The following is a 20,523-nucleotide window of genomic DNA, read 5'->3' on the forward strand; positions in this document are numbered from 1 at the left end:
CCGGCCGCGCGTGAGCGGCCGGCGAGGACGCGGATCGCGCGATCGCCGCGATCCGCGCTGTTGCGGTTCAAACCGCCGGCGAGGGCGCGGCCATCGTGGCGGTGGCGCCGTCGTCGCGCGCATCCCGGCGCGCATCGCCGCGGTGCAGCCAGCGATACAACACCGGCAGCACCAGCAGGGTCAGCAGGGTCGAGGAGACGATGCCGCCGATCACCACCGTCGCCAGCGGCCGCTGCACTTCCGAGCCGGCGCCGACGTTGAAGGCCATCGGCAGGAAGCCCAGCGAGGCCACCAGCGCGGTCATCAGCACCGGGCGCAGGCGGCCGAGCGCTCCGTCGACCACGGCGTGATCGAGCGGGTCGCCCTGTTCGCGCAGCTTGCGGATGAAGGCGATCATCACCAGACCGTTGAGCACCGCCACGCCGGACAGGGCGATGAAGCCGACCCCGGCCGAGATCGACAGCGGAATCCCGCGCAAGGCCAGCGCGATCACGCCGCCGGTCAGGGCCAGCGGCACGCCGCTGAACACGATCGCGGCGTCCTTGGCCGAACCGAAGGCCATGAACAACAGGGCGAAGATCAGCACCAGGGTCACCGGCACCACCACCGCCAGGCGTTGGCTGGCCGAGATCAGCTGCTCGAAGGTGCCGCCGTAGCCGATCCAGTAGCCTTCCGGCACCTTCACTTCGGCGTCGATGCGCTGGCGCAGCTCGGCGACGAAGCCGCCGAGGTCGCGGTCGCGCACGTTCGCGGTCACCACGATGCGGCGCTTGCCGTTCTCGCGGTTGATCTGGTTCGGGCCCAGCACGCTCTGGATCCGCGCCACTTCGCGCAGCGGCACCGTGCGCGGCGCACCGCCGCTCCAGGTCGCCTCGCGACTGGACTCGTCGCGGGTCTCGCCCTGCGGCGGCAACGGGATCGGCAGATCGGCCAGCGCCGCGGTGTCCTGGCGCTGGCGTTCGGGCAGGCGCACCACCAGATCGAAACGGCGGTCGCCTTCGAACAACTGCCCGGCGACCTCGCCGCCGACCGCGGTGGCGACCGTCTCCTGCACCGCCGCCGGGTTGAGGCCGTACACCGCCAGCGCGCGCCGGTCGGGCTCGATGCTCAGCATCGGCAGGCCGGTGGCCTGTTCGGTCTTGACGTCGGCCGCGCCCGGCACCTGCTTGGCCACCGCCTCGATCCGCTGCGCGACCTTGAGCAGTTGCGCCAGATCGTCGCCGTAGACCTTGATCGCGACATCGGCGCGCACCCCTGAGATCAACTCGTTCATGCGCATCTGGATCGGCTGGGTGAACTCGAAGTTGTTGCCGGGCAGGGTGCCGGCGATGGACTCGATCTCGGCCATCAGCGCCGGCTTGGACTTGCCCGGGTGGGGCCACTGCTCGCGCGGCTTGAGCATCAGGAAGGTGTCGGCCACCGACGGCGGCATCGGGTCGCTGGCGACTTCGGCGGTGCCGATCTTGCTGAACACCCGCTGCACCTCGGGCAGGGCCAGGAAGGCCTGCTCCATGTGCTTCTGCATGGTCACCGACTGGCTCAGGCTGGTGCCGGGAATGCGCATCGCCTGCACCGCGACGTCGCCCTCGTCCAGGCTCGGCACGAACTCGGTGCCCATGCGCAGCGCCAGCGCGCCGCTGAGGATGACCAGCGCGGCGGTACCGGCCATCACCCACGCCCGGCTGCGCAGCGCCCAGGCCAGGGCTGGCGCGTAGCCGCGCTTGAGCCAGGCCATGGCCCGGTTCTCTTTCTCGGCGACCTTGCCGCCGAGGAAGATCGCCACCGCCGCCGGCACGAAGGTCAGCGACAGCAGCATCGCGCCGGTGAGCGCCAGCACCACGGTGATCGCCATCGGGTGGAACATCTTTCCCTCGATTCCGCTGAGGGCGAAGATCGGCAGATACACCGCGGTGATGATGCCCAGGCCGAACAGGCTGGGGCGAATGACTTCGGCGGTGGCCGCGGCGGTGAGGTCGTGGCGCTCCTCGTCGTTCATCTCCCGGCCCAGCGCGTGCTGGGCTTCGCCGAAGCGGCGCAGGCAGTTCTCGATGATGATCACCGCGCCGTCGACGATCAGGCCGAAGTCGAGCGCGCCCAGGCTCATCAGATTGCCGGACACGCCGCCGCGGACCATGCCGGTGATGGTGAACAGCATCGCCAGCGGAATCACCAGCGCGGTGATCAGCGCGGCGCGGATGTTGCCCAGCAGCAGGAACAGCACCACCACCACCAGCAAGGCGCCTTCGACCAGGTTCTTCGACACCGTGGCGATGGTGCGGTCGACCAGCGAGGTGCGGTCGTAGACCGGATTGGCGCTGACTCCCTTGGGCAGGCTGGCGTTGGCTGCGTCGAGCTTGGCCGCGGCGGCCTGCGAGACTTCGCGGCTGTTGGAGCCGACCAGCATGAACACCGTGCCGAGCACGACTTCGTGGCCGTTCTGGGTCGCCGCGCCGCTGCGCAGCTCCGGGCCTTCGCCGACCGCGGCGACGTCGCGGACCCGGATCGGCACGCCGTCGCGGCGGTCGAGCACGATCTCGCCGATCGCGTCCAGGTCGGGAATCTGGCCGGGCACCCGGACCAGGAACTGTTCGCCGTTGCGTTCGATGTAGCCCGCGCCGACGTTCTGATTGTTGGCCGCGAGCGCGGCGACCAGGTCGCGCTGGCTCAGGTTCAGGGCCATCAGCCGCGCCGGATCGGGAGTGATGTGGATCTGCCGCGCGAAGCCGCCGATGGTGTTGACCTCGGTGACGCCGGGCGTGTTGCGCAGTTGCGGCCGGATCACCCAGTCCTGCAGGGTGCGCAGGTCGGTGGCGCTGTAGGGGCTGCCGTCGGGCTTGCGCGCCTTGGGGTCGGCATCGACGGTGTACATGAAGATCTCGCCCAGGCCGGTCGCGGTCGGGCCGAGCTCGGGTTCCAGCCCGTCGGGGATCTGCGACTTCACCTGCTGCAACCGCTCGGCGACCTGCTGGCGGGCGAAATACAGGTCGGTGCCGTCCTTGAACACCACCGTCACCTGCGACAGACCGTAGCGCGACAGCGAACGGGTGTAGTCGAGCTTGGGCAGACCGGCCAGCGCGGTTTCGATCGGGAAGGTGACGCGCTGCTCGGCCTCCAGCGGCGAGTAGCCCGGCGCGCGGGTGTTGATCTGCACCTGCACGTTGGTGATGTCGGGCGTGGCGTCGATCGGCAGCTTGCCGAAGCTCCACACGCCGATGCCGATCAGCGCCAGGGTCAGCGCCAGCATCAGCCAGCGCTGGCGGATGGCGAAGCGCAGGATGCGTTCGAGCAGGCCGGGCGGAGCGGCGGACAGGGGCTCAGTGGTCATGCGAGGCTCCCGATTTTTCGATATCGGCCTTGATCAGGAAGCTCTGTTCGACCACCACCTGCTCGCCGGGCTTGAGCCCTTCCAGCACCTCCATGCGCGCCGCGTCGCGGCGGCCGATGCGTACCGGGCGCGCCAGGTAGCGCTCGCCCTGGCGCACGAACACCACATCGCGTTCGTCCATGCGCTGCAGCGCGGTCAGCGGCACGGCCAGGGCGACCGGCTGCTGTTCGACCGTGACCCGCGCGCGCACCGCCGAACCCGGGCGCCACAGACCGTCGGCATTGGCGATCGAGGCGCGGGCGACGGTGCTCTGGCTGGCGGTCGCGGTACCGGGCAGGATCCGGTCGAGCGTGGTCTCCACGCCGCGCTCGTCACCCATGCGCATCACCGTGACCGGCAGGCCCGGGCGCAGATGAGTGGCGTCGGCGCCGAACACGTGCAGGTCGACCCACAGCGTCGACAGGTCGGCGACTTCGAACAGCGCGGTGCCTTCGACCGCGACTTCGCCGACCGAAGCGTTGCGCGCCAGCACCACGCCGGCGATAGGCGTAGCGACCGCATAGGTGGTCAGGCTGAGGTTGCTGTCGATGGTGGCCAGCGTTTGTCCGGCGCGGACGCGGTCGCCGACGTTGGCGCGCAGCGAGCGCACCGGACCCGGATAGCGCGCGGTGATGCGGGCCACGCGGCCCTCCAGCGGCGTGACCAGGCCCTGCACTTCGTGCTCGTCGGCGATGGTGCCGGGGCCGGCGGCGGCGACCGCGATGCCGGAGCGGCGGGCGATTTCCGCGGCGATGACGGTCGACTCGGGCCGTTCCTCGGCGTCGGCTTCTTCGCCGTGGCCGGCCTTGCCTTGGCCGTGCTCGTGGCCGGCGTCGTTCTCGTCGGCGTGGTTGTCGGCGCGATTCCCGCCTGCGCCGGCGGCCGGTTTCGACGGCGCGCAAGCGCTCAGCGACAGGGCCAGCACGCCGGCGATCAACAGTTCGTACTTCATCGGGCGGCTCCTGCGGGGTCGGAGGAAGAGGCGGCGAGGAAGCCCTCGCCGGTCAGGCGCTGGATTTCGATCAGCGCCAGTTGCGCGGCGACCGCCGCATCCAGGCGCTGTCTGCGCACCGCCACGCTTTCGGCCTGCAACAGGGCCAGTTCCAGATAGCCGATCGCGCCGGCGCGGTAGGCGTACTCGGCGGCGGCTTCGGCCCGGGTCAGGCGCGGCAACACTTCCTCCTCCAGGCGCGCGACTTCCAGCGCGCCGAGCCGGTAGCGGCCGTGCGCTTCGACCAGGGTCGAGTACAGCGACAGGCCTTTGGCCTCGCGTTCGGTTTCCAACAGGGCCAGCTCGGCCTGGGCGCCGCGGATGCCCGGCTCGGCGCGGCTGCGCGCGCCCAGCGGCAGCGACACGCTGCCGATCAGGCCGAAGTCGCTGCCGTCCTGCAGCCGGCGCACGCCGACCTGCCAGGACAGGTCGGGCACGGCCTCGCTGCGGGCCAGGCGCAGGCGCGCTTCGGCGATGCGGGTCTGGTCGGCGAAACGGGCCAGCTCTGGGGTGCGGTCGAGCAGGCCGGCCAGCGCGGTGGCGTCCTGGATCGCCGGCAAGGCGTACAGGTCGCCGGCCGCCGCGGCGAAGCCGGGGTCGCGCTCGCCCCACAGCGCGGCCAGATGCTGGCGCGCGCTGAGCAGGCTTTGTTCGCTGCGGCGGCGATCCAGCTCGGCCCGGGCCAGCGCGGCCTGTGCGGTCAGCAGGCCCGATTCGGGCGAGGCGCCGGCCTGCAGGCGCTGGCGCGCGGCGGCGACGCTGCGCTGGCGTTGGCCGATGTCGAACCCGGCCAGCTCGATGCCACGCTGCGCGGCGACGATGGCCAGGTAACGCCGTGCGGCTTCGGCCAACAAATCCAGGCGCCGGCTTTCGCGTTCCACCGCGAGCGCGTCGATGCGGCTTTGCGCCAGGGTGCGACGGGCGTCGAGTTTGCCGCCGCGTTCGAACACCGAGGCCAGGCTGAGCGTGACCTCGGCGGCCTTGACCCCGGCGACGGCGCCGCTGCCGAGGACATTGTCGACGCCGACGCCGAGCATCCACGGCGGCGCTTGCGCGGCCTGGTCGCGTTCGGCCTGCAGCACGGCGCGCTGGCCGCCGAACAGGCGCAGGTCCGGGTGGGCCTCGCCGATGCGGGCGAGGGCGTCGTCGAGGGTGAACACCGAGCCGGCGCGCGCGGCGGCCGCAACGGCGGGGGTGGGGGCCGCGGGCGCGGCAGGGCGCGGCTGCGCCGGTGCCGGCAGGCACAGCGCAGCCGTCAGGACGGCCAAGGCCGCCGGACGTAACCACATGGGAGCGATCTCCGAGAATCTCTGGGGGTGCCGCAGCGGCGGACAGCCGCGCGCGGCCGGCATGGGCCGGGTCGGCCAGTGCCGTGCGGAAGCGAGTTCGGGATCAGGCCCGGATCGGCGGGCGGAACGGGGTCGCGGTGGGGCGGATCGCGTCGACGCCGGCGCTGGCCGGCAAGGGGGCGGTGCTGCGCTCGACGGACAGGCCGAGCTGGATTCGCGGCAACAGCGCCGCCTGCATGGCGCAGCAATGGCTCAGGTGCCAGCGGGTATCGCCGCAACCGTCTTCGTCGTGCGGCGCCGCGGGCGCGGCGTCGGCCGGCTGGCCCGGGTGGGCGCTGGCTACCGCGGCGGCGACCGGTTCGCCGGCCTCGCTGGCGAAGGCCAGCGCCGGCTTGACCAGCATCACCGCGATCAGCACGCCGAACGCGAGGCAGCGCAGGATAGCGGCGAGGGCGGGGACGGCGGGCATGGAACAGAGGATAGGCGGCGGCCTTGGCGCAATACAATTTCACCGGTGGGGCGACCATACGGCGGCTGCCGCGGCCCGGTCAGCTTCCGGAGCGCAAGCTGACCGTATGGCCCGATTGAGCATCGCGTCACGTTCCGGCTGGCCGCATAATCCGCGGTTCGCGGCAGGGAGCTCGGCACCGGAGAACGTCATGCGTTCACCAGGATTGGCAAGGGCGATGCAGTACCGCCGTCACATCCTGGGCCTAGTCTGCGCGCGATTTCTGCAGTGGGCGGTACAGGGGATTTGTGCAGTGAAGCTTGTTGCCACAGCGGCGCGCGTTCGCGCCGCCGGAATGCGCCGCGGCGCCGTATTCGGCGCCGCCTTGGGCCTGGCCGCCTTGCTGGGCGGATGCGGCTCGGGCGAACGCAACGGGAAGGCGCAGACCGGCGCCGAACTCGACGCGGCCGTGGCCCTGCCGGCGCCCCTGGTCGAGCTGGATTCCGAAGGCCTGCGCGCGCGCGCCTCGCAGGCGCTGCGCGAGCAGCGCATCCACACCCCGGCCGGCGACAGCGCGGTCGATTACTACCTGGCTCTGCGCGATCGCGAGGCCGGTCAGATCGACGTGATCGGCGCGCTCAGCGAATTGCAGCCTTACGTGGTCATCGCCGGCGAACAGGCCCTGCTGGACGACGATCTGGCCGAGACCCAGCGCCTGCTCGAACTGCTGGCGCGCATGGACCCGCAGGCGCCGGCCTTGCCGCGCCTGCGCGAAGGACTGCGCCGGGCCGAACTGGCGCGCCGGCAGCAGGATCGCGACGAAACCCAGCGCCTGATCGCCGAACGCGTGCAGACCGCGCCGGCTCGGCGCGACGCTGCGCTGTTGTCGACCGCCGCGCTCAAGGCCGAGGCCGCCGCCAGCGCCAGCGCCGCCGACGCGGCCGCCCAGCGCGCGAGCGCGATCGCCGCGACCGCGGCGCCGGCCGTTGCGCCGCCGGCGTCGGCGTCGACTCCGGCCGCGGTGCCGGCGACCGCGCCGCTGGCGGCACGGGTCAGCCGCGCCGCGCCGCGTCTGCTCGCCGACGCCAGCCCGCGCTATCCGCTCTCGGCGCTCAACCGCAAGATCGAAGGCAGCGTCGAGGTCAGCTTCACCATCCTTCCCGACGGCCGCGTCGGTGCGCCGCGGCTGGTCTCGGCGCAGCCGGCCGGGGTGTTCGACGAGGCCGCGCTGGCGGCGGTGTCGCGTCTGCGCTTCGAGGCCACCGGCGAGGCGCACAGCGCCCGCCGCACCCTCAATTTCAAGCTGCCCACGCGCTGAGGCCCGGCGCGGGCGATTGCGACGGCGGACACGCCGCCGGCGCCCGCGCTTGGCGCGGCGCGCGCGCAACCGCCACAATGCGGCCGATGACTACGTCCGCCCCCGAACTGCTCGAAACCGTCGAACACGAAACCGGCCCGGCGCCGGCCTGGAGCGTGCTGTGGCTGCACGGCCTGGGCGCCGACGGCCACGACTTCGCCCCGATCGTGCCCGAACTGGTGCGCCGCGACTGGCCGGCGCTGCGCTTCGTGTTCCCGCATGCGCCGGTGCGTCCGGTGACGATCAACAACGGCCTGCGCATGCGCGCCTGGTACGACATCCGCGACTTCAACGACCTGGCCAACCGCGCCGACGAGACCGGGGTCGAGGAATCGATCGGCCAGGTCGAGGCGCTGATCGCGCGCGAACACGAGCGCGGCGTGCCGGCGTCGCGGGTGTTGCTGGCCGGCTTCTCGCAGGGCGGTGCGGTCACCCTGGCCGCCGGCCTGCGCCGCGGCGAGCCGTTGGGCGGGCTGGTCGGACTGTCGACCTATCTGCCGATGGCCGACCGGCTGATCCGTGAAGCCACCCCGGCCGCCCGCGCCCAGCCGGTCTTCATGGCCCACGGCACGCACGACCCGGTGGTGCCCTACCGCGGCGGCGAGCTGGCCGCGGCGCGGTTGCGCACGCTCGGCGCCCAGGTCGACTGGCACGCCTACCCGATGGCGCACCAGGTCTGCGCCGAGGAAATCGCGGCGCTCGGCGACTGGATGTCGCTACGTTTCGCCGCCGGCTGAGCGGCCCGGGCCATGAACGAGCCGGTCGGCGAGCGCGAATCCTGGCTGCCGGACCTGTGCCGGCTGCCGCGCCTGCTGGTCATGCTGAGCATGGCCGAGCTGATCGTGATCGTGCTCGCCCTGGTGCCCGACGGCAGCCAGTGGAACTACGGCCGCTTCGTTTCCTCCAGCGCCTTCGCGCTGTGGCTGGCGCTGGCGATCTCGGTGCTGTTGTGCGGCTCGCGGCGCCTGCTGGCGCAGCTGCCGCCGGCGCTCGGCGGTTTCCTCGCCACCGTCACCGCGGCCGCGATCGCCGCCGCGCTGGCGGCGATCACCCACCGGATCGACGACGCCACCTCGGTCGCCCTGGTGCCGGAAGGGATCAGCTTCGCCCGCTTCGTCGGCGGCACCACCGCGGTGGCCGCGCTCGCGGTCGGCGTGGTCCTGCGCTACCTCTACGTCAACGACAGCTGGAAAGCGCAGGTGCGCGCCAATGCCCGCGCCGAGGTCGAGGCCCTGCAGGCGCGGATCAAGCCGCACTTCCTTTTCAACAGCATGAACACCATCGCCGGCCTGGTCCGCAGCGACCCGGTGGTGGCCGAGCGCGCGGTGCTGGACCTGTCCGACCTGTTCCGCGCCGCGCTGGGCGCCTCGCAAGGCGATTCCAGCCTGGCCGAGGAGGTCGAACTGGCCGAGCGCTATCTGGCGATCGAGCAGTTGCGGCTGGCCGATCGCCTGCGGGTGGTGTGGCGCAAGCGCGAACCCCTGCCCTGGGAGATGCCGCTGCCGCGGCTGATCCTGCAGCCCCTGGTCGAGAACGCGGTGCTGCATGGGGTCTCGCGCCTGCCCGCCGGCGGCGAGGTCGAGATCGAGCTGACCCAGCTCGCCGACCGGCTGCTGTTGCGTATACGCAACCCGGCGCCGGCACCGGCCGAGGGCCGGGCCAGCGGCTCGCGCCACGCCCAGCACAGCATCGGCCAGCGGCTGCGTTACGCCTACGGCCCCACGGCACGGATGACCGCAGGCTGGGACGAGGGCTACTATCTGTGCGAACTGCACGTGCCGACCGGGGTGGAGGCGCAGCGCCGATGAAGGTTCCGATGAGGCAGTCCATGAGAGTGGTGATCGCTGACGACGAACCGTTGGCGCGCGAGCGCCTGCGCGGCCTGCTGAGCGAACGCGACGACGTCGAGATCGTCGCCGAAGCCGCCGACGGCCAACACGCCTTGCATGCTTGCGCCGAGCACCGGCCCGACCTGGTCCTGCTCGACATCGCCATGCCCGGCATCGACGGGCTGGAGGCGGCGCGTCACCTGGCCGCGTTCGATCCGCGCCCGGCGGTGGTGTTCTGCACCGCCTACGACGCGCACGCGCTGTCGGCGTTCGAGGCCGAGGCGATCGACTACCTGGTCAAACCGGTGCGCGCCGAGCGCCTGGACGCGGCGCTGGAGCGAGTGCGCACCTTCGCCGCCGGCCGCGAGCGCAACAGCGAGACCGGCGCCGCGCCGGGGCAGAGCCGCAGCCATCTGTGCGCGCGCCTGCGCGGCAGCCTGCGCCTGATCCCGATCGAGGACGTGCATTATCTGCACGCCGAAGAGAAGTACGTGATCGTGCATCACGCGCGCGGCGAGGATCTGATCGAGGAGTCGCTGAAGTCGCTGGAGGACGAGTTCGGCGAGCGTTTCGTGCGCATCCACCGCAATTGCCTGGTGGCGCGGCACGAAATCGTCGAGCTCAAGCGCGATTCGGAAGGCCATGTCCAGGCGGTGTTGCGCCACGGCAAGCAGCCGTTGGAGGTCAGCCGCCGCTGCGTGGCGGCGCTGCGCGAGACGCTCAAGCATCTTTGAGCGGTGGGGCGGGAATGGGGATTCGGGACGGGGCGTCGGCAGAGCAGCCGCCAGGAACGCCGCGCCGGTTTTTGTAGCAGCGGCGCAAGCCGCGACCCCGGGACGCGCAGAAGCTCCAACGCCAGCGTCATGGATCGAAGCCTGAAACCGTCGTGGGGTGTGTAGGAGCGGCGCAAGCCGCGACCGCGTCCTTGCGATCTCGCCGCGTTTGTCGTTCGAAGGCATTTGAAACTTCGAAGCACAAAACCCAAGGCACCAAACAAAGCCTCCGTCCGCAGGCGGCCGGGTCACTTTCTTTGTCCAAGGCGACAACGTCCGACGGGTTTTCCTTCAGTCAAAAGTAACCAAAGAAAACGCCATGGCGGTTTCGTATCGAGGGCCGCTATGGGACGTAGCCTGCGCAGGGCCGCTCCGCACAGGCCCTCCCTGGCCTGGCTGTGCGCGGCCCGCCTCCCGGCCGGCCGCCCTTCGGGGCTTCGATTTGTCTTCGCGAGTTCGAGGCGGCGCCAAGCGCTTCACGGCAACAACCGCAACCTCGCTGCCAGACACGTTGTCCGGTTCCCTCCTTCCCCGGTGATTCCGGCCCTTGGGCCAAACCCCGTCCAGCGGCGATAATGCCGGCATGAAGACCCTGCGCATCGCCACCCGCAAAAGCCCGCTCGCCCTGTGGCAGAGCGAGCACGTCGCCGACCGTCTGCGTGCGATCCACCCCGGACTCGCGGTCGAGTTGGTGCCGATGAGCACGCGCGGCGACGAGGTGCTGGACCGCTCGCTGGCGGCGATCGGCGGCAAGGGGCTGTTCCTCAAGGAGCTGGAGCTGGCGATGCTGCGCGGTGAAGCCGATTGCGCGGTGCATTCGCTCAAGGACGTGCCGATGGCGCTGGAGCCGGGCTTCGCCCTGCCGGCGATCCTGGAGCGCGCCGATTACGCCGATGCCTTCGTCAGCAACGGCTTCGACGGCATCGACGCGCTGCCGCCGGGCGCGCGGGTCGGTACGTCGTCGCTGCGCCGGCAGGCACAGTTGCGCGCGCTGCGCCCGGACCTGCAGTTGCTGGACCTGCGCGGCAACGTCAACACCCGCTTGGCGCGGCTGGACAGCGGCGACTACGACGCGATCGTGCTGGCCTGCGCCGGGTTGCAGCGGCTGGGGCTGGACGCGCGCATCCGCCGCCGCCTGGAGTCGCCGTATTGGTTGCCGGCGCCGGCGCAGGGCGCGATCGCGATCGAATGCCGCGAGGACGATGTGGTCGCGCGGGAATTGTGTGCTGCGCTCGATCATGCCGACACCCGCACCTGTGTGGAGGCCGAGCGGGCGATGAACCGCGCCCTGCACGGCAGCTGCCACGTGCCGGTGGCGGCGCATGCGCACCTGGACGGCGCGCATTTGCGCCTGCAAGGGCTGGTCGGTTCGGCCAGCGACGGGCGTGCGGTGCGCGCACACGGCGAGGGCCGCGGCGATGCGCCGCAATGCCTGGGCATCGAGATCGCACAGCGGCTGCTGGAACAGGGCGCGGCCGATTTCATCGCCCAGTCCTTGCCGACGATCTCCGGGGACGCCGACTGAGGCGCGTCGCTTCGCGGTAGGCACGGCGTAAGCCGCGGCCGTCGAAGCGAGGGCGAAGGGGGCGTTTCATCGCCCAGCCAGGCGTCGGGCGGCGACGTGGTGTCCCGCCGCTGCGGCGCCGCTCCGGCAGGGAGCGGGGCTTAGAACCGCCGGATCAGCTCGATCGAACTTTCCGCGCTTTCGCTACCGCCGCCGCCGTTGGAGTCGTGGCGGATGGCGAAGTCGGTTTCCAGCTTCCAGTTGCGCCACACATCGACGTCCAGGCGCACGCTCTGCTTGACGAAGGTGTCGCCGTGGCCGCTCTCGACCTGCACCCGCTGGCTCCAGCGCGCGCGGTCGCCGAGCTTCTGGCCGAGGTTGAGTTCGCCGCGGAACACCGCGCCGGGGCGGTTGATGCCGTCGTCGTGCAGCGGCGCCAGGCGATAGCCGGCGCCGAAGGTCAGGCCGAGTTGGGTCGGGCCGTCGCGCAATGCCTGCACGCCGTAGCGGGTGCCGATGCGGTAGTCGTTGGAGTACATGGCGCGGCTTTCGCGCGAGGTGGCCGGCGCGCGGATGCCGCCGACCCGGCGCTGCGAGCCGGGCAGTTGCACGTTGCGCAACGGCGGCAGGTCGAGCGGATCGATGTCGGGGGCCTTGGCCGGCGGCGGCGCCAACGCCAGGCGCCATTCCTCGTCGCCGCAGCGGGTCGAGAGGCAATACAAGCGCATGCGCGCCGGATCGCTGGCGATGGCGATCAGGGTCGGGTCGCCGCCGAAGGCGGGCGTCGGCAATGTGACCAGGGGCGCGCCGAGCAGGGCGAGCCCGATTGCACCGAGCATCGTCTGAAGGGTTCAGCAAGAAACGGCCGCCATCATGCCATGAAAGCGATTACAGGCCTGCGACGGCGGTTGCCCGCGGATAGGCGGCGTTCAAGCGGTCGGGCCGGGTGCAGGCGCGGTCGCCGTTGCCGCCGGGGTTCCGCGCCGCTGCGCCGGCGTTCAGTAATACAGGGTCACCACGTGGCGGGCCTGGGCGAAGAACAGCCAGCGCTCGACCAGGGTGCCCGTCAGCACCGCCAGCGCGCCGGCGGCGGCCACCGCCGGCGCCGGTCCCGGCGGCAGCCAGAAGGCCAGCGCCGCCGCCAGCCAAGGCGCCAGCGCGAACAGGATCACGGCGATCCGGCGCAGCCTGGCCGCGTGCTTGCGCGCCAGCACGTAGCCCATCTCGCGGGTGAGGTAGTTGGCCTCGGTATGCGGTCGTTCGAACACCGTCGCCTCGCGTCCGGGCAGGCCGAGCGCGTCGCCGCGGTCCACCGGCAGCGGTTGGCGATCGATCGCGCGCCAATAGGCCAGCTTCAGCGCCGCGGCCAGCGGCGCGAGCAGGAGCGGCGCGGCCCAGGCCCAGCGCGCTTCGGTCGCCATGCCGGGCAGCAGCGGCAGCAGGGCGCCGCCGCCGAGCAGGGCGAACAGCAGATAACCCGGCACCACCAGGCGATGGCGCCAGGCGGGGATCGGCGGCAGCGAGGCATAGATCATCGCGGTGCACGCCACGGTGAGCAGGGCGCAGGCCGCCGTCGCCGCGGCCAGCGCTGCCGGTAGCCACGTGCCGGCGCCGCGCAGCGGGCCGGCGAGCCACAGGCCCAGCCCCACGGCCGGCAGGTAGGTCGCCAGCGCCAGCACGCCTTCGCGTGACAGCCAGGAGCTGCGCCATTGCGAGAACGCGCGCCAGGCCCGCTGCGGCTTGCCCAGGTGCAGGGTCGAGCTGAGCAGGCCGACGCTGACCAGCAGCAGCGCCAGCGCCAGGCCCCAGCCCAGGCTGCGCTCCGGCAACGCGGCGGCGTGGGCGCCGTATGCATGGCGCCAGAACGCGAACACGCTGAGCCAGGTCAGCAGGCCATAGCCCGCGCCCGACAAGGTGGTGAAGAAAATGACCGAGAACGCCGGGTGCATGTCAGCCTGCGGAGGAGCGAAAAACAGAAAACGGCGCGACCGGACGGGCCGCGGTTGCAGCTGCGGCGCGAGGCCGCAGGGCGCAAGCGTTTGCGTTCACCGCGACAACACCTTGTCGAGCCATCGCAGCACGCCCGGCAAGGCGCCGGTGTCCAAGGTTTCGGCCGGGGCCGGCGGGCTGTCGTCGCCGCCGCGGCGCGGGCGCGGCGGCAGGTATTTGTTGGTCGGCCGATAGCCCAGCGAAGCCATCAGGTCGACGCCGCCGCGTTCGGCGACCAGCCTGGACACCTCGGACTCGGGATCGCCGAGGTCGCCGAAATGCCGCGCCCGGGTCGGGCAGGCCTGCACGCAGGCCGGCTGGCGTTCGGCTTCGCTGAGGTTTTCGTTGTAGATGCGGTCGATGCACAAGGTGCATTTCTTCATCACCCCTTCGACCGGACTGTACTCGCGCGCGCCGTAGGGGCAGGCCCAAGAGCACAGCTTGCAGCCGATGCACTTGTCTTCGTCGACCAGGACGATGCCGTCCTCGGCGCGCTTGTAGCTGGCGCCGGTCGGGCACACGGTGACGCAGGCCGGCTGCTCGCAGTGCAGGCACGAGCGCGGGAAGTGCAGGGTCATCGCCGGCTGCGCGGAGCTGGCGCAGGGGCTGCGCGGCGCCGGCGTGCCGGCCGACGGCGTCTGCGAGGGCGCGGCGCGCACCGGATCGGCCAAGGCCATCGGCGCGATCTCGTAGCTGTGCACGCGGTTGAACCACACGCCCGAGGGCTCGCGACCGTAGGGCTGCTCGTCGGTCAGGGGCGCGGCGAATCCGCCGGCGTTCCATTCCTTGCAGCTGACCGCGCAGGCGTGGCAGCCGACGCAGGTGTCCAGGTCGATCACCAGGCCGAGCTTCTTCTTGGACGGCGGCGGCAGGCCGGTCATCGCCGCCTCCCGGTCGCCAGCAGCCACAGGCCCAGCGCGAACACGGTCACGCCGATCGCCACGCTCGGCATCAGCGCGACCAGCGCCGGCGAGCCGCCGACGCCCGCCGCCGGCCCGAGCAGTCCCAGGCCGAGCAGCAGCATCAGGGCCAGGCCGAGCAGCAGGCACAGCACGCCGGCGAACAGGCGCACCGGCCGCAGGCGCCGGCTGGGTTCGCGCTCAGGCGGCGTCATCGTCGCGGCCCTCGTGTCTCTCGCGTACGGCGCGGAAGCCGGCGCCGTAACGCAGCGGCGCGGCTTCGGCTTCGGCATACGGCAGCGGCGCGAACTGCGGCCGGGTCGCCTCGCCGGCCTCGGCCTTGCGGATCGCCACGCGCAGATCGAACCAGGCCGCCTGGCCGGTGACCGGGTCGGCGTTGGCGTAATCGCCGCGCGGGGTCAGGTCGGAAATCAGATGGTTCATCAGAAAGCCCTTGCGCCCCTCCGGCGCGTCCTTGCTCAGGCGCCACGCGCCGCGTCGCTTGCCGATCGCGTTCCAGGTCCAGACCGTATCGGGCTGGACGTTGGCGGCGAACTTGGCCTGCACGACGATGCGGCCGTGGTGCGATTCGACTTCGATCCAATCCTCGTCGGCGAGGCCGTAGCGCGCGCCGGTGGCCGGATGCAGATACAGGTAGTTGCGTGCGGCGATCTGCCGCAGCCAGGCGTTCTGCGAGCCCCAGGCGTGATACATGAACATCGGCCGCTGGGTCACCGCGCTGAGCGGGAAGCGCTCCGCGTCGGCGAGCTGGGCGCCTTCGAAAGGCTCGTACCAGATCGGCAGCGGGTCGAAGTAGGTCGCCACGCGCTGGCGTTGCGCCGGCGGCGGCCGGTGTTCGCCGAAACCCTGTGCGGCGAGCCGGAACTTCTGCAGCGTCTCCGAGTACAGCTGCAGCACGATCGGCTCGGCATGGCCGAGGAAGCCCATTTTCTGCGCCCAGTCCAGATAGGCGCGGTTGGCCATCTTGTAGTAGCGCGCCGACTCCGGCACCGGGCTGCTCCAGAATCCGCCGTGCTCGATGTAACGCTGCAACTGTTCGGGGTTGGGCGGCCCCTTGGCCTCCAGCTCGCCGCGTTCGCCGCGCCAGCCGGCGAGCAGGCCGACCCCGGGCGCGCGCTCGTGGCGGACGATGTAGTCGGCGTAGTCGCGATAGCGCGGGCTGCCGTCGTCGTGGACCATGCCGGGCAGGCCGAGCCGCGCGCCGAGGTCGAGGAGGACCGATTGGAATCCGCGCACGTCGCGTTCGGGCTCGTTCGGGTCCAGGCGCTGGCTCGCGGCGTCCACCACCGGATGGCGGATCGCGTCGCAGGCCGCGTCGGCGTCGGAGATCGGCCGGTCGAGCAGGCTGATCGCGTCGAAACGCTCCAGGTAGGTGGTGTCGGGCAACACCAGGTCGGCGTAGGCGGTCATCTCCGAGGCGTAGGCGTCGGCATAGATGATGTGCGGGATCCGGTACTCGCCGTCGTCGCCGCGGTCGGTCAGCCAGGCGATGGTCTGGCCGGTGTTCATCGCCGAATTCCAGCTCATGTTGGCCATGAACATCATCAGCGTGTCGATCTTGTACGGATCGCCGGCCCAGGCGTTGCGGATCACGGTATGCATCATGCCGTGCGCCGACAACGGATAGGCCCAGGAGTAGGCGTGGTCGATCCGGCGCGGCGCGCCGTTCTCGTCGACCACCAGGTCCTCCGGGCCGTGCACGAAACCCAACGGCGCGGCGTCCAGCGCGCCGTTGCCCTGGCGCTTCCGGCCCGGCCGGTTCGGCGGCGGCAGCGGCTTGGGGAACGGCGGCTGATAGCGGAACGAACCCGGCGTGTCGACCGCGCCGAGCAGCAACTGCAGCAGATGCAGGGCGCGGCAGGTGTGGAAGCCGTTGCTGTGCGCGCTGATGCCGCGCATCGCGTGCATCGCCACCGGGCGGCCGAGCATGTCGGCGTGTTCGCGGCCGTGCGCGTCGGTCCAGGGGATCGGCAGGCGCAGCGGATCGTCGAACGCGGCCTGGGCCAGTTCGCGGGCGATGCGGCGGATGGTGTCGGCGGGGATGCCGCAGCGTTCGGCCACGGCCTCGGGCGCGTACTGCGGATCGAGGTAGCGCTCGGCCACCAGGTGGAAGGCGGGCGTCGCGCGGCGGCCGTCGGGAAGCCGGTATTCGCCGACCACGGCGGGCGCGATGCCGATGCTGTCGGCCGGCACCGCGCGGCCCTCGCCCCGGCCCGCTCCCGCAGGCGGGAGCGGGGATTCTTCGGGTAGGCGCTGCCGCGGCGCTTCCGGGCCCGCTTGCGGCGAGAGGCGTTCTCCGTGCGACTGACTCGGCTGCTCTCCCTCTCCCTCTCCCGCTTGCGGGAGCGGACCGGGGTGAGGACCGCTCGCCCAGCACAGCGCGCGCCCTTGTTCGTCGCGCGCGAACAGACCGTCGTCGGCGCCGCCCGGATTGCGGATCACCAGCCAGTGCGCGTTGGCGTAGCGCACCAGGTACTCCAGGTCGATCCGGTCGGCCTTGAGCAACTCGTGGATCAGCGCGAACGCGAACAGGCCGTCGGTGCCCGGGCGGATGCCGATCCACTCGTCGGCGATCGCGCCGTAGCCGCTGCGCACCGGATTGACCGCGACGATCTTGGCACCGCGCGCCTTGAGTTTGCCCAGGCCGAGCTTGATCGGGTTGGAATCGTGGTCTTCGGCCACGCCCCACAGCATCAGATAGCGCGTGTGCTCCCAGTCGGGCTCGCCGAACTCCCAGAACGAGCCGCCGAGCGTGTACAGCCCGCCGGCGGCCATGTTGACCGAGCAGAAACCGCCGTGTGCGGCGTAGTTGACCGTGCCGAACTGCTGCGCCCACCAGCCGGTCAGCGCCTGCGACTGGTCGCGGCCGGTGAAGAAGGCCAGTTGGTCGGGATCGCGCGCGCGGATCGGCGCCAGCCAGTCGACGGCGATCTGCAGCGCCTGCTCCCATTCGATCTCGCGGAACTCGCCGCTGCCGCGTTCGCCGACCCGCAGCAGCGGCTTGCGCAGCCGCGCCGGCGAATAGTGCTGCATGATCCCGGCCGAGCCCTTGGCGCACAGCGCGCCTCGGTTGACCGGATGCTCGGGGTTGCCCTGGATGTAGCGGATCGCCTTGCCCTGGGGACCCGCGTCGGCCAGCCAGACTTTGATGCCGCACCGGCAGGCGCACATGTAGCAGGTCGTGGTCTTGACCTCGTCGCCGGGCGAGGGCGACAGATCGATGGCTGGCTCTTGGGGGCCCGGCCCAGGGGGAGCGCGCTCTCGCATACGGGCATTGTGCACACCCGGATCGGGCCCGGCGAGCTTGCGCGCGCGGCGCGCTTGTGCCAGCGTCGGATGCAGTCTTTATCGCATTGCAGCACGAAAATGCGCGGCGAGGTCGCAACCGGTGCGACCGCGCCGGTGTCTACTATCGCTTCGGCGCCGGCATCGCCGGCGGGTCGATCCGCAGCCCTGGATCGTTGTGGCGCGAGTAGCGCACGGTCGAGGTGTAGCTCTTGTTCTTGGCCGTGGTCAGCGTCGTCTTGACCTGCAGGGGGTAGCCGTGGGCGCCGATCCAGAACGTCGACGACATCCGCGGCTGGCTGTTGTCGGCGCGATACACGCGGATCGGTTGGCCGGCCACGGTCTGTTCGCCGAGCAAGGCCACGCTGAGGGTCTGTTCGCTGCCCAGCTGCTTGACGCGGCTGTGCATGGCCGATGCCCAGTTGCCGGGCATCGGCGTTTTTCGCGTATTGCCTGCATAGGTTTCGTACATGGTGGTGCCGACGACGACCCGTTCGCCGAGCTGTCCCATGCGCACGCGCATGCGATCGGGAGCGACGAATTCGGTTTCCACCGTCAGTCCGGTGTCTGCGCTCATGACCGAGCGGTAGCTGCGGGCGGCATTGAGCCGGTCCACCGCCGCGATCAGCTCTTCCTTGGGGCCGGCCGCGGCCGGCGCCGAGGCGAGCAGGGCGATCAGCACTGCCGCCCGAGCCGGCGTTGCGGATAATGCGGGCTTGATCACGTACGATCCTTCAGTTCGATGGTGGCGGCCGGACAGCGGCCGATGCCATGCTAATTGCGACCCCACCGCCTCCTCCAGACCCTGCCGACATGGAACGTATCGAACGCATCCACGCGTTGCATAGGATTCTCACCGCGGCCCGGTACCCGGTCACGGTTCAGCGACTCCAGGAAGACCTGGAGTGTTCGCGCGCGACCGTGTACCGCGACCTGGCCTACCTGCGCGACTACCTGATGGCGCCGGTGGTCGGCAACGGCGAGGCCGGTTTCCGCTACGACACCAGCGAAGGCGACCGCTTCGAGCTGCCCGGGCTGTGGTTGAGTTCGGAAGAGCTGCACTCGCTGCTCGCCGCCCAGCAGTTGCTGATGCGCAGCGGCGGCGGGGTGCTGTCGAACGCGCTGGCGCCGTTGCAGCAGCGGATCGAGAAGCTGCTCGACGAACACGCCGGCGGCCGCCGCCTGCCGGTGGAACGGGTGCGGGTGATCCCGCACCGCACCCGCCGGCTCGACGAGACCGCGTTCCGCACCGTCGCCACCGCGGTGCTGGACCGCAAGCAGCTGACGTTCGAATACCGCGCCCGCTCCACCGACGAGCGCACCCGCCGCAGCGTCTCGCCGCAGCGCCTGACCCACTACCGCGAAAACTGGTATCTCGACGCCTGGGATCACGAGCGCGATGCGCTGCGCAGCTTCTCGGTCGACCGGATCAGCGCGGCCAAGGTCGGCGAAGCGGCGGCGCGCGATGTCGCCGACGAGGAACTCGACCGCCACCTGGCGTCCAGCTACGGCATCTTCTCCGGCGCGCCCAAGGGCTGGGCGACGATCGTGTTCAGCGCCAAGGCCGCGCGCTGGGTCGCCGACGAGCATTGGCATTCGCAGCAGCAGGGCCGTTTCCTGCCCGACGGGCGCTACGAGCTCAAGGTGCCCTACAGCGCCGGCCGCGAGCTGCTGATGGATGTCATGCACTACGGCAGCGACGCCGAGATCGTCGAGCCGGTGGTGCTGCGCGAACAGGCCAAGTCGATGCTGGAACTGGCGCTGAGCAACTACGAACGCTGATGCCCGGCGCCGACGCCCCGCGCATCGCCGCCGGCGAACCCGTCGCCCTGGTACTGGGCGCGGGCGGGGCGCGCGGCCTAGCCCAGATCGGCGTCATCGAAGCCTTGCAGGCGCGCGGCCTGCGCATCGTCGCGGTCGCCGGCTCGTCCAGCGGCGCCCTGGTCGGCGGCCTGTTCGCCGCCGGCAAGCTCGAGGTCTACCGCGACTGGCTGTTTCGCATGAGCCGCACCGACATGCTGCGCCTGCTCGATCCCTGGATCGGCCAGCCGGCGTTGTTCCGCGGCGAAAAACTCATGCGCGCGCTGCGCGAGCTGACCGGCGAGCCGCGCATCGAAGACCTGCCGGTGCCGTTCACCGCGGTCGCGGTCGACTTGATCCGGCAGCGCGAGGTGTGGCTGCGCGAAGGCGATCTATGGGATGCGGTGCGCGCCTCGATCGCGATTCCGGGCGTGTTTCCGCCTTATGAGTTGCATGGGCGCGAGTTGGTCGACGGCGGCTTGCTGGCGCCGCTGCCGATCGCCGCCACCCGCCTCAGCGATGCGCACCGGCTGATCGCGGTGGACATGCACGGCTGGCCGGAGCGGCCGCCCGGCGCGTTGGCCTTGCCGAACGGCGCCGCCGAACCGGCCCAGGCGTCGCCCTCGCTGTTGATGCGCTGGTTGCGCCGCGATGCGATCGCCAGCGACCCCACCGGCGAGGAGGAGCGGCCCAACGAATTGGGCTTCAGCGAACTGATGGCGCGTTCGCTGGACATGATGCAGGCGCAGATCGCGCGCGTGCAGCTGGCCTTGGACCCGCCCGAGCTGGTGATCCGGATTCCGCGCGACGCTTGCCAGTTCTACGAGTTCTGGCGCGCCAAGGAGCTGATCGAGCTGGGCCGGGCCGAGGCCGACAAGGCGTTGGACAAGGCCGGCTACTGAGCCGCCCGGCCGGCGCGCCGACGAACGGCGCGGGGCATCGCAGCTTCTGAGACGTGGCGCGGCGATGGTGGC

General features: G+C 71.3%; 17 protein-coding genes. 7 read left to right on the top strand and 10 right to left on the bottom strand.

The genetic code is table 11. The features are described from left to right. Positions 1–67: 67 nt before the first annotated feature. The 4 genes from V2J18_RS02945 to V2J18_RS02960 all read right to left on the bottom strand — a co-directional run bounded on the left by V2J18_RS02945 (position 68) and on the right by V2J18_RS02960 (position 6,113). Positions 68–3,289, bottom strand: coding sequence for an efflux RND transporter permease subunit (locus tag V2J18_RS02945; protein ID WP_336133041.1), 3,222 nt, complete (start codon positions 3,287–3,289; stop codon positions 68–70). A gap of 25 nt (positions 3,290–3,314) precedes the next feature. Further along, complete coding sequence (locus V2J18_RS02950) at positions 3,315–4,316, bottom strand: efflux RND transporter periplasmic adaptor subunit (protein WP_336130916.1); 1,002 nt, start codon at positions 4,314–4,316, stop codon at positions 3,315–3,317. Then, the gene (locus V2J18_RS02955) at positions 4,313–5,644 is read right to left on the bottom strand and encodes a TolC family protein (RefSeq protein WP_064746772.1); all 1,332 of its coding nucleotides are present in this window, start codon (positions 5,642–5,644) and stop codon (positions 4,313–4,315) included. Before V2J18_RS02955 ends, V2J18_RS02950 begins: the two co-directional genes overlap by 4 nt. Positions 5,645–5,747: 103 nt before the next feature. Beyond that, complete coding sequence (locus V2J18_RS02960) at positions 5,748–6,113, bottom strand: hypothetical protein (protein ID WP_336130917.1); 366 nt, start codon at positions 6,111–6,113, stop codon at positions 5,748–5,750. A gap of 334 nt (positions 6,114–6,447) precedes the next feature. Between V2J18_RS02960 and V2J18_RS02965 the strand changes: the two genes are divergently transcribed. From V2J18_RS02965 to hemC, 5 genes are all read left to right on the top strand, one after another. Further along, positions 6,448–7,410: an energy transducer TonB gene (locus V2J18_RS02965; protein ID WP_336130918.1), complete on the top strand. Its 963-nt coding sequence runs from the start codon at positions 6,448–6,450 to the stop codon at positions 7,408–7,410. A gap of 86 nt (positions 7,411–7,496) precedes the next feature. Next, positions 7,497–8,186, top strand: coding sequence for an alpha/beta hydrolase (locus tag V2J18_RS02970; protein WP_336130919.1), 690 nt, complete (start codon positions 7,497–7,499; stop codon positions 8,184–8,186). Positions 8,187–8,198: 12 nt separating this feature from the next. Further along, positions 8,199–9,257, top strand: coding sequence for a sensor histidine kinase (locus V2J18_RS02975; RefSeq protein WP_336130921.1), 1,059 nt, complete (start codon positions 8,199–8,201; stop codon positions 9,255–9,257). 20 nt (positions 9,258–9,277) lie between these two features. After that, positions 9,278–10,012, top strand: a complete 735-nt coding sequence (locus tag V2J18_RS02980) for a LytR/AlgR family response regulator transcription factor (protein ID WP_064748231.1) — start codon at positions 9,278–9,280, stop codon at positions 10,010–10,012. A 622-nt stretch (positions 10,013–10,634) separates the two neighbouring features. Then, positions 10,635–11,576, top strand: coding sequence for a hydroxymethylbilane synthase (gene hemC, locus V2J18_RS02985; RefSeq protein WP_064748234.1), 942 nt, complete (start codon positions 10,635–10,637; stop codon positions 11,574–11,576). A gap of 140 nt (positions 11,577–11,716) precedes the next feature. Here hemC and V2J18_RS02990 read toward each other — a convergent pair whose 3' ends face one another. From V2J18_RS02990 to V2J18_RS03015, 6 genes are all read right to left on the bottom strand, one after another. Further along, positions 11,717–12,394, bottom strand: coding sequence for a DUF481 domain-containing protein (locus V2J18_RS02990; protein ID WP_064748230.1), 678 nt, complete (start codon positions 12,392–12,394; stop codon positions 11,717–11,719). A 159-nt stretch (positions 12,395–12,553) separates the two neighbouring features. Next, positions 12,554–13,504, bottom strand: a complete 951-nt coding sequence (locus tag V2J18_RS02995; protein ID WP_064748229.1) for a dimethyl sulfoxide reductase anchor subunit family protein — start codon at positions 13,502–13,504, stop codon at positions 12,554–12,556. Between the two features lie 96 nt (positions 13,505–13,600). Next, positions 13,601–14,425: a 4Fe-4S dicluster domain-containing protein gene (locus V2J18_RS03000; protein WP_336130925.1), complete on the bottom strand. Its 825-nt coding sequence runs from the start codon at positions 14,423–14,425 to the stop codon at positions 13,601–13,603. Further along, complete coding sequence (locus V2J18_RS03005; protein WP_064748227.1) at positions 14,422–14,658, bottom strand: hypothetical protein; 237 nt, start codon at positions 14,656–14,658, stop codon at positions 14,422–14,424. Before V2J18_RS03005 ends, V2J18_RS03000 begins: the two co-directional genes overlap by 4 nt. Beyond that, a complete protein-coding gene (locus V2J18_RS03010) occupies positions 14,645–17,731 on the bottom strand; it encodes a molybdopterin oxidoreductase family protein (protein WP_336130926.1) in 3,087 nt (1,028 codons plus the stop codon). Before V2J18_RS03010 ends, V2J18_RS03005 begins: the two co-directional genes overlap by 14 nt. 142 nt (positions 17,732–17,873) lie before the next feature. Continuing rightward, positions 17,874–18,473, bottom strand: coding sequence for a hypothetical protein (locus V2J18_RS03015; RefSeq protein ID WP_141233491.1), 600 nt, complete (start codon positions 18,471–18,473; stop codon positions 17,874–17,876). An 89-nt stretch (positions 18,474–18,562) separates the two neighbouring features. Between V2J18_RS03015 and V2J18_RS03020 the strand changes: the two genes are divergently transcribed. Together V2J18_RS03020 and V2J18_RS03025 are read left to right on the top strand one after the other, a co-directional pair. After that, on the top strand, positions 18,563–19,531 hold the full coding sequence (locus V2J18_RS03020) for a helix-turn-helix transcriptional regulator (protein ID WP_064748224.1): 969 nt from the start codon (positions 18,563–18,565) through the stop codon (positions 19,529–19,531). Then, a complete protein-coding gene (locus V2J18_RS03025) occupies positions 19,531–20,451 on the top strand; it encodes a patatin-like phospholipase family protein (RefSeq protein ID WP_336130927.1) in 921 nt (306 codons plus the stop codon). Before V2J18_RS03020 ends, V2J18_RS03025 begins: the two co-directional genes overlap by 1 nt. The last annotated feature ends 72 nt before the right edge of the window (positions 20,452–20,523 follow it).

The sequence above is a fragment of the Lysobacter firmicutimachus genome (genome assembly GCF_037027445.1).
Taxonomy (GTDB): Bacteria; Pseudomonadota; Gammaproteobacteria; order Xanthomonadales; family Xanthomonadaceae; genus Lysobacter; species Lysobacter firmicutimachus.

Coding starts and splice junctions, on each gene's coding strand:
- V2J18_RS02950 (WP_336130916.1), bottom strand. CDS start 4,316: ATGAAGTACGAACTGTTGATCGCCGGCGTGCTGGCCCTGTCGCTGAGC.
- V2J18_RS02955 (WP_064746772.1), bottom strand. CDS start 5,644: ATGTGGTTACGTCCGGCGGCCTTGGCCGTCCTGACGGCTGCGCTGTGC.
- V2J18_RS02960 (WP_336130917.1), bottom strand. CDS start 6,113: ATGCCCGCCGTCCCCGCCCTCGCCGCTATCCTGCGCTGCCTCGCGTTC.
- V2J18_RS02965 (WP_336130918.1), top strand. CDS start 6,448: ATGCGCCGCGGCGCCGTATTCGGCGCCGCCTTGGGCCTGGCCGCCTTG.
- V2J18_RS02970 (WP_336130919.1), top strand. CDS start 7,497: ATGACTACGTCCGCCCCCGAACTGCTCGAAACCGTCGAACACGAAACC.
- V2J18_RS02975 (WP_336130921.1), top strand. CDS start 8,199: ATGAACGAGCCGGTCGGCGAGCGCGAATCCTGGCTGCCGGACCTGTGC.
- V2J18_RS02980 (WP_064748231.1), top strand. CDS start 9,278: ATGAGAGTGGTGATCGCTGACGACGAACCGTTGGCGCGCGAGCGCCTG.
- hemC (WP_064748234.1), top strand. CDS start 10,635: ATGAAGACCCTGCGCATCGCCACCCGCAAAAGCCCGCTCGCCCTGTGG.
- V2J18_RS02990 (WP_064748230.1), bottom strand. CDS start 12,394: ATGCTCGGTGCAATCGGGCTCGCCCTGCTCGGCGCGCCCCTGGTCACA.
- V2J18_RS02995 (WP_064748229.1), bottom strand. CDS start 13,504: ATGCACCCGGCGTTCTCGGTCATTTTCTTCACCACCTTGTCGGGCGCG.
- V2J18_RS03000 (WP_336130925.1), bottom strand. CDS start 14,425: ATGACCGGCCTGCCGCCGCCGTCCAAGAAGAAGCTCGGCCTGGTGATC.
- V2J18_RS03005 (WP_064748227.1), bottom strand. CDS start 14,658: ATGACGCCGCCTGAGCGCGAACCCAGCCGGCGCCTGCGGCCGGTGCGC.
- V2J18_RS03010 (WP_336130926.1), bottom strand. CDS start 17,731: ATGCGAGAGCGCGCTCCCCCTGGGCCGGGCCCCCAAGAGCCAGCCATC.
- V2J18_RS03020 (WP_064748224.1), top strand. CDS start 18,563: ATGGAACGTATCGAACGCATCCACGCGTTGCATAGGATTCTCACCGCG.
- V2J18_RS03025 (WP_336130927.1), top strand. CDS start 19,531: ATGCCCGGCGCCGACGCCCCGCGCATCGCCGCCGGCGAACCCGTCGCC.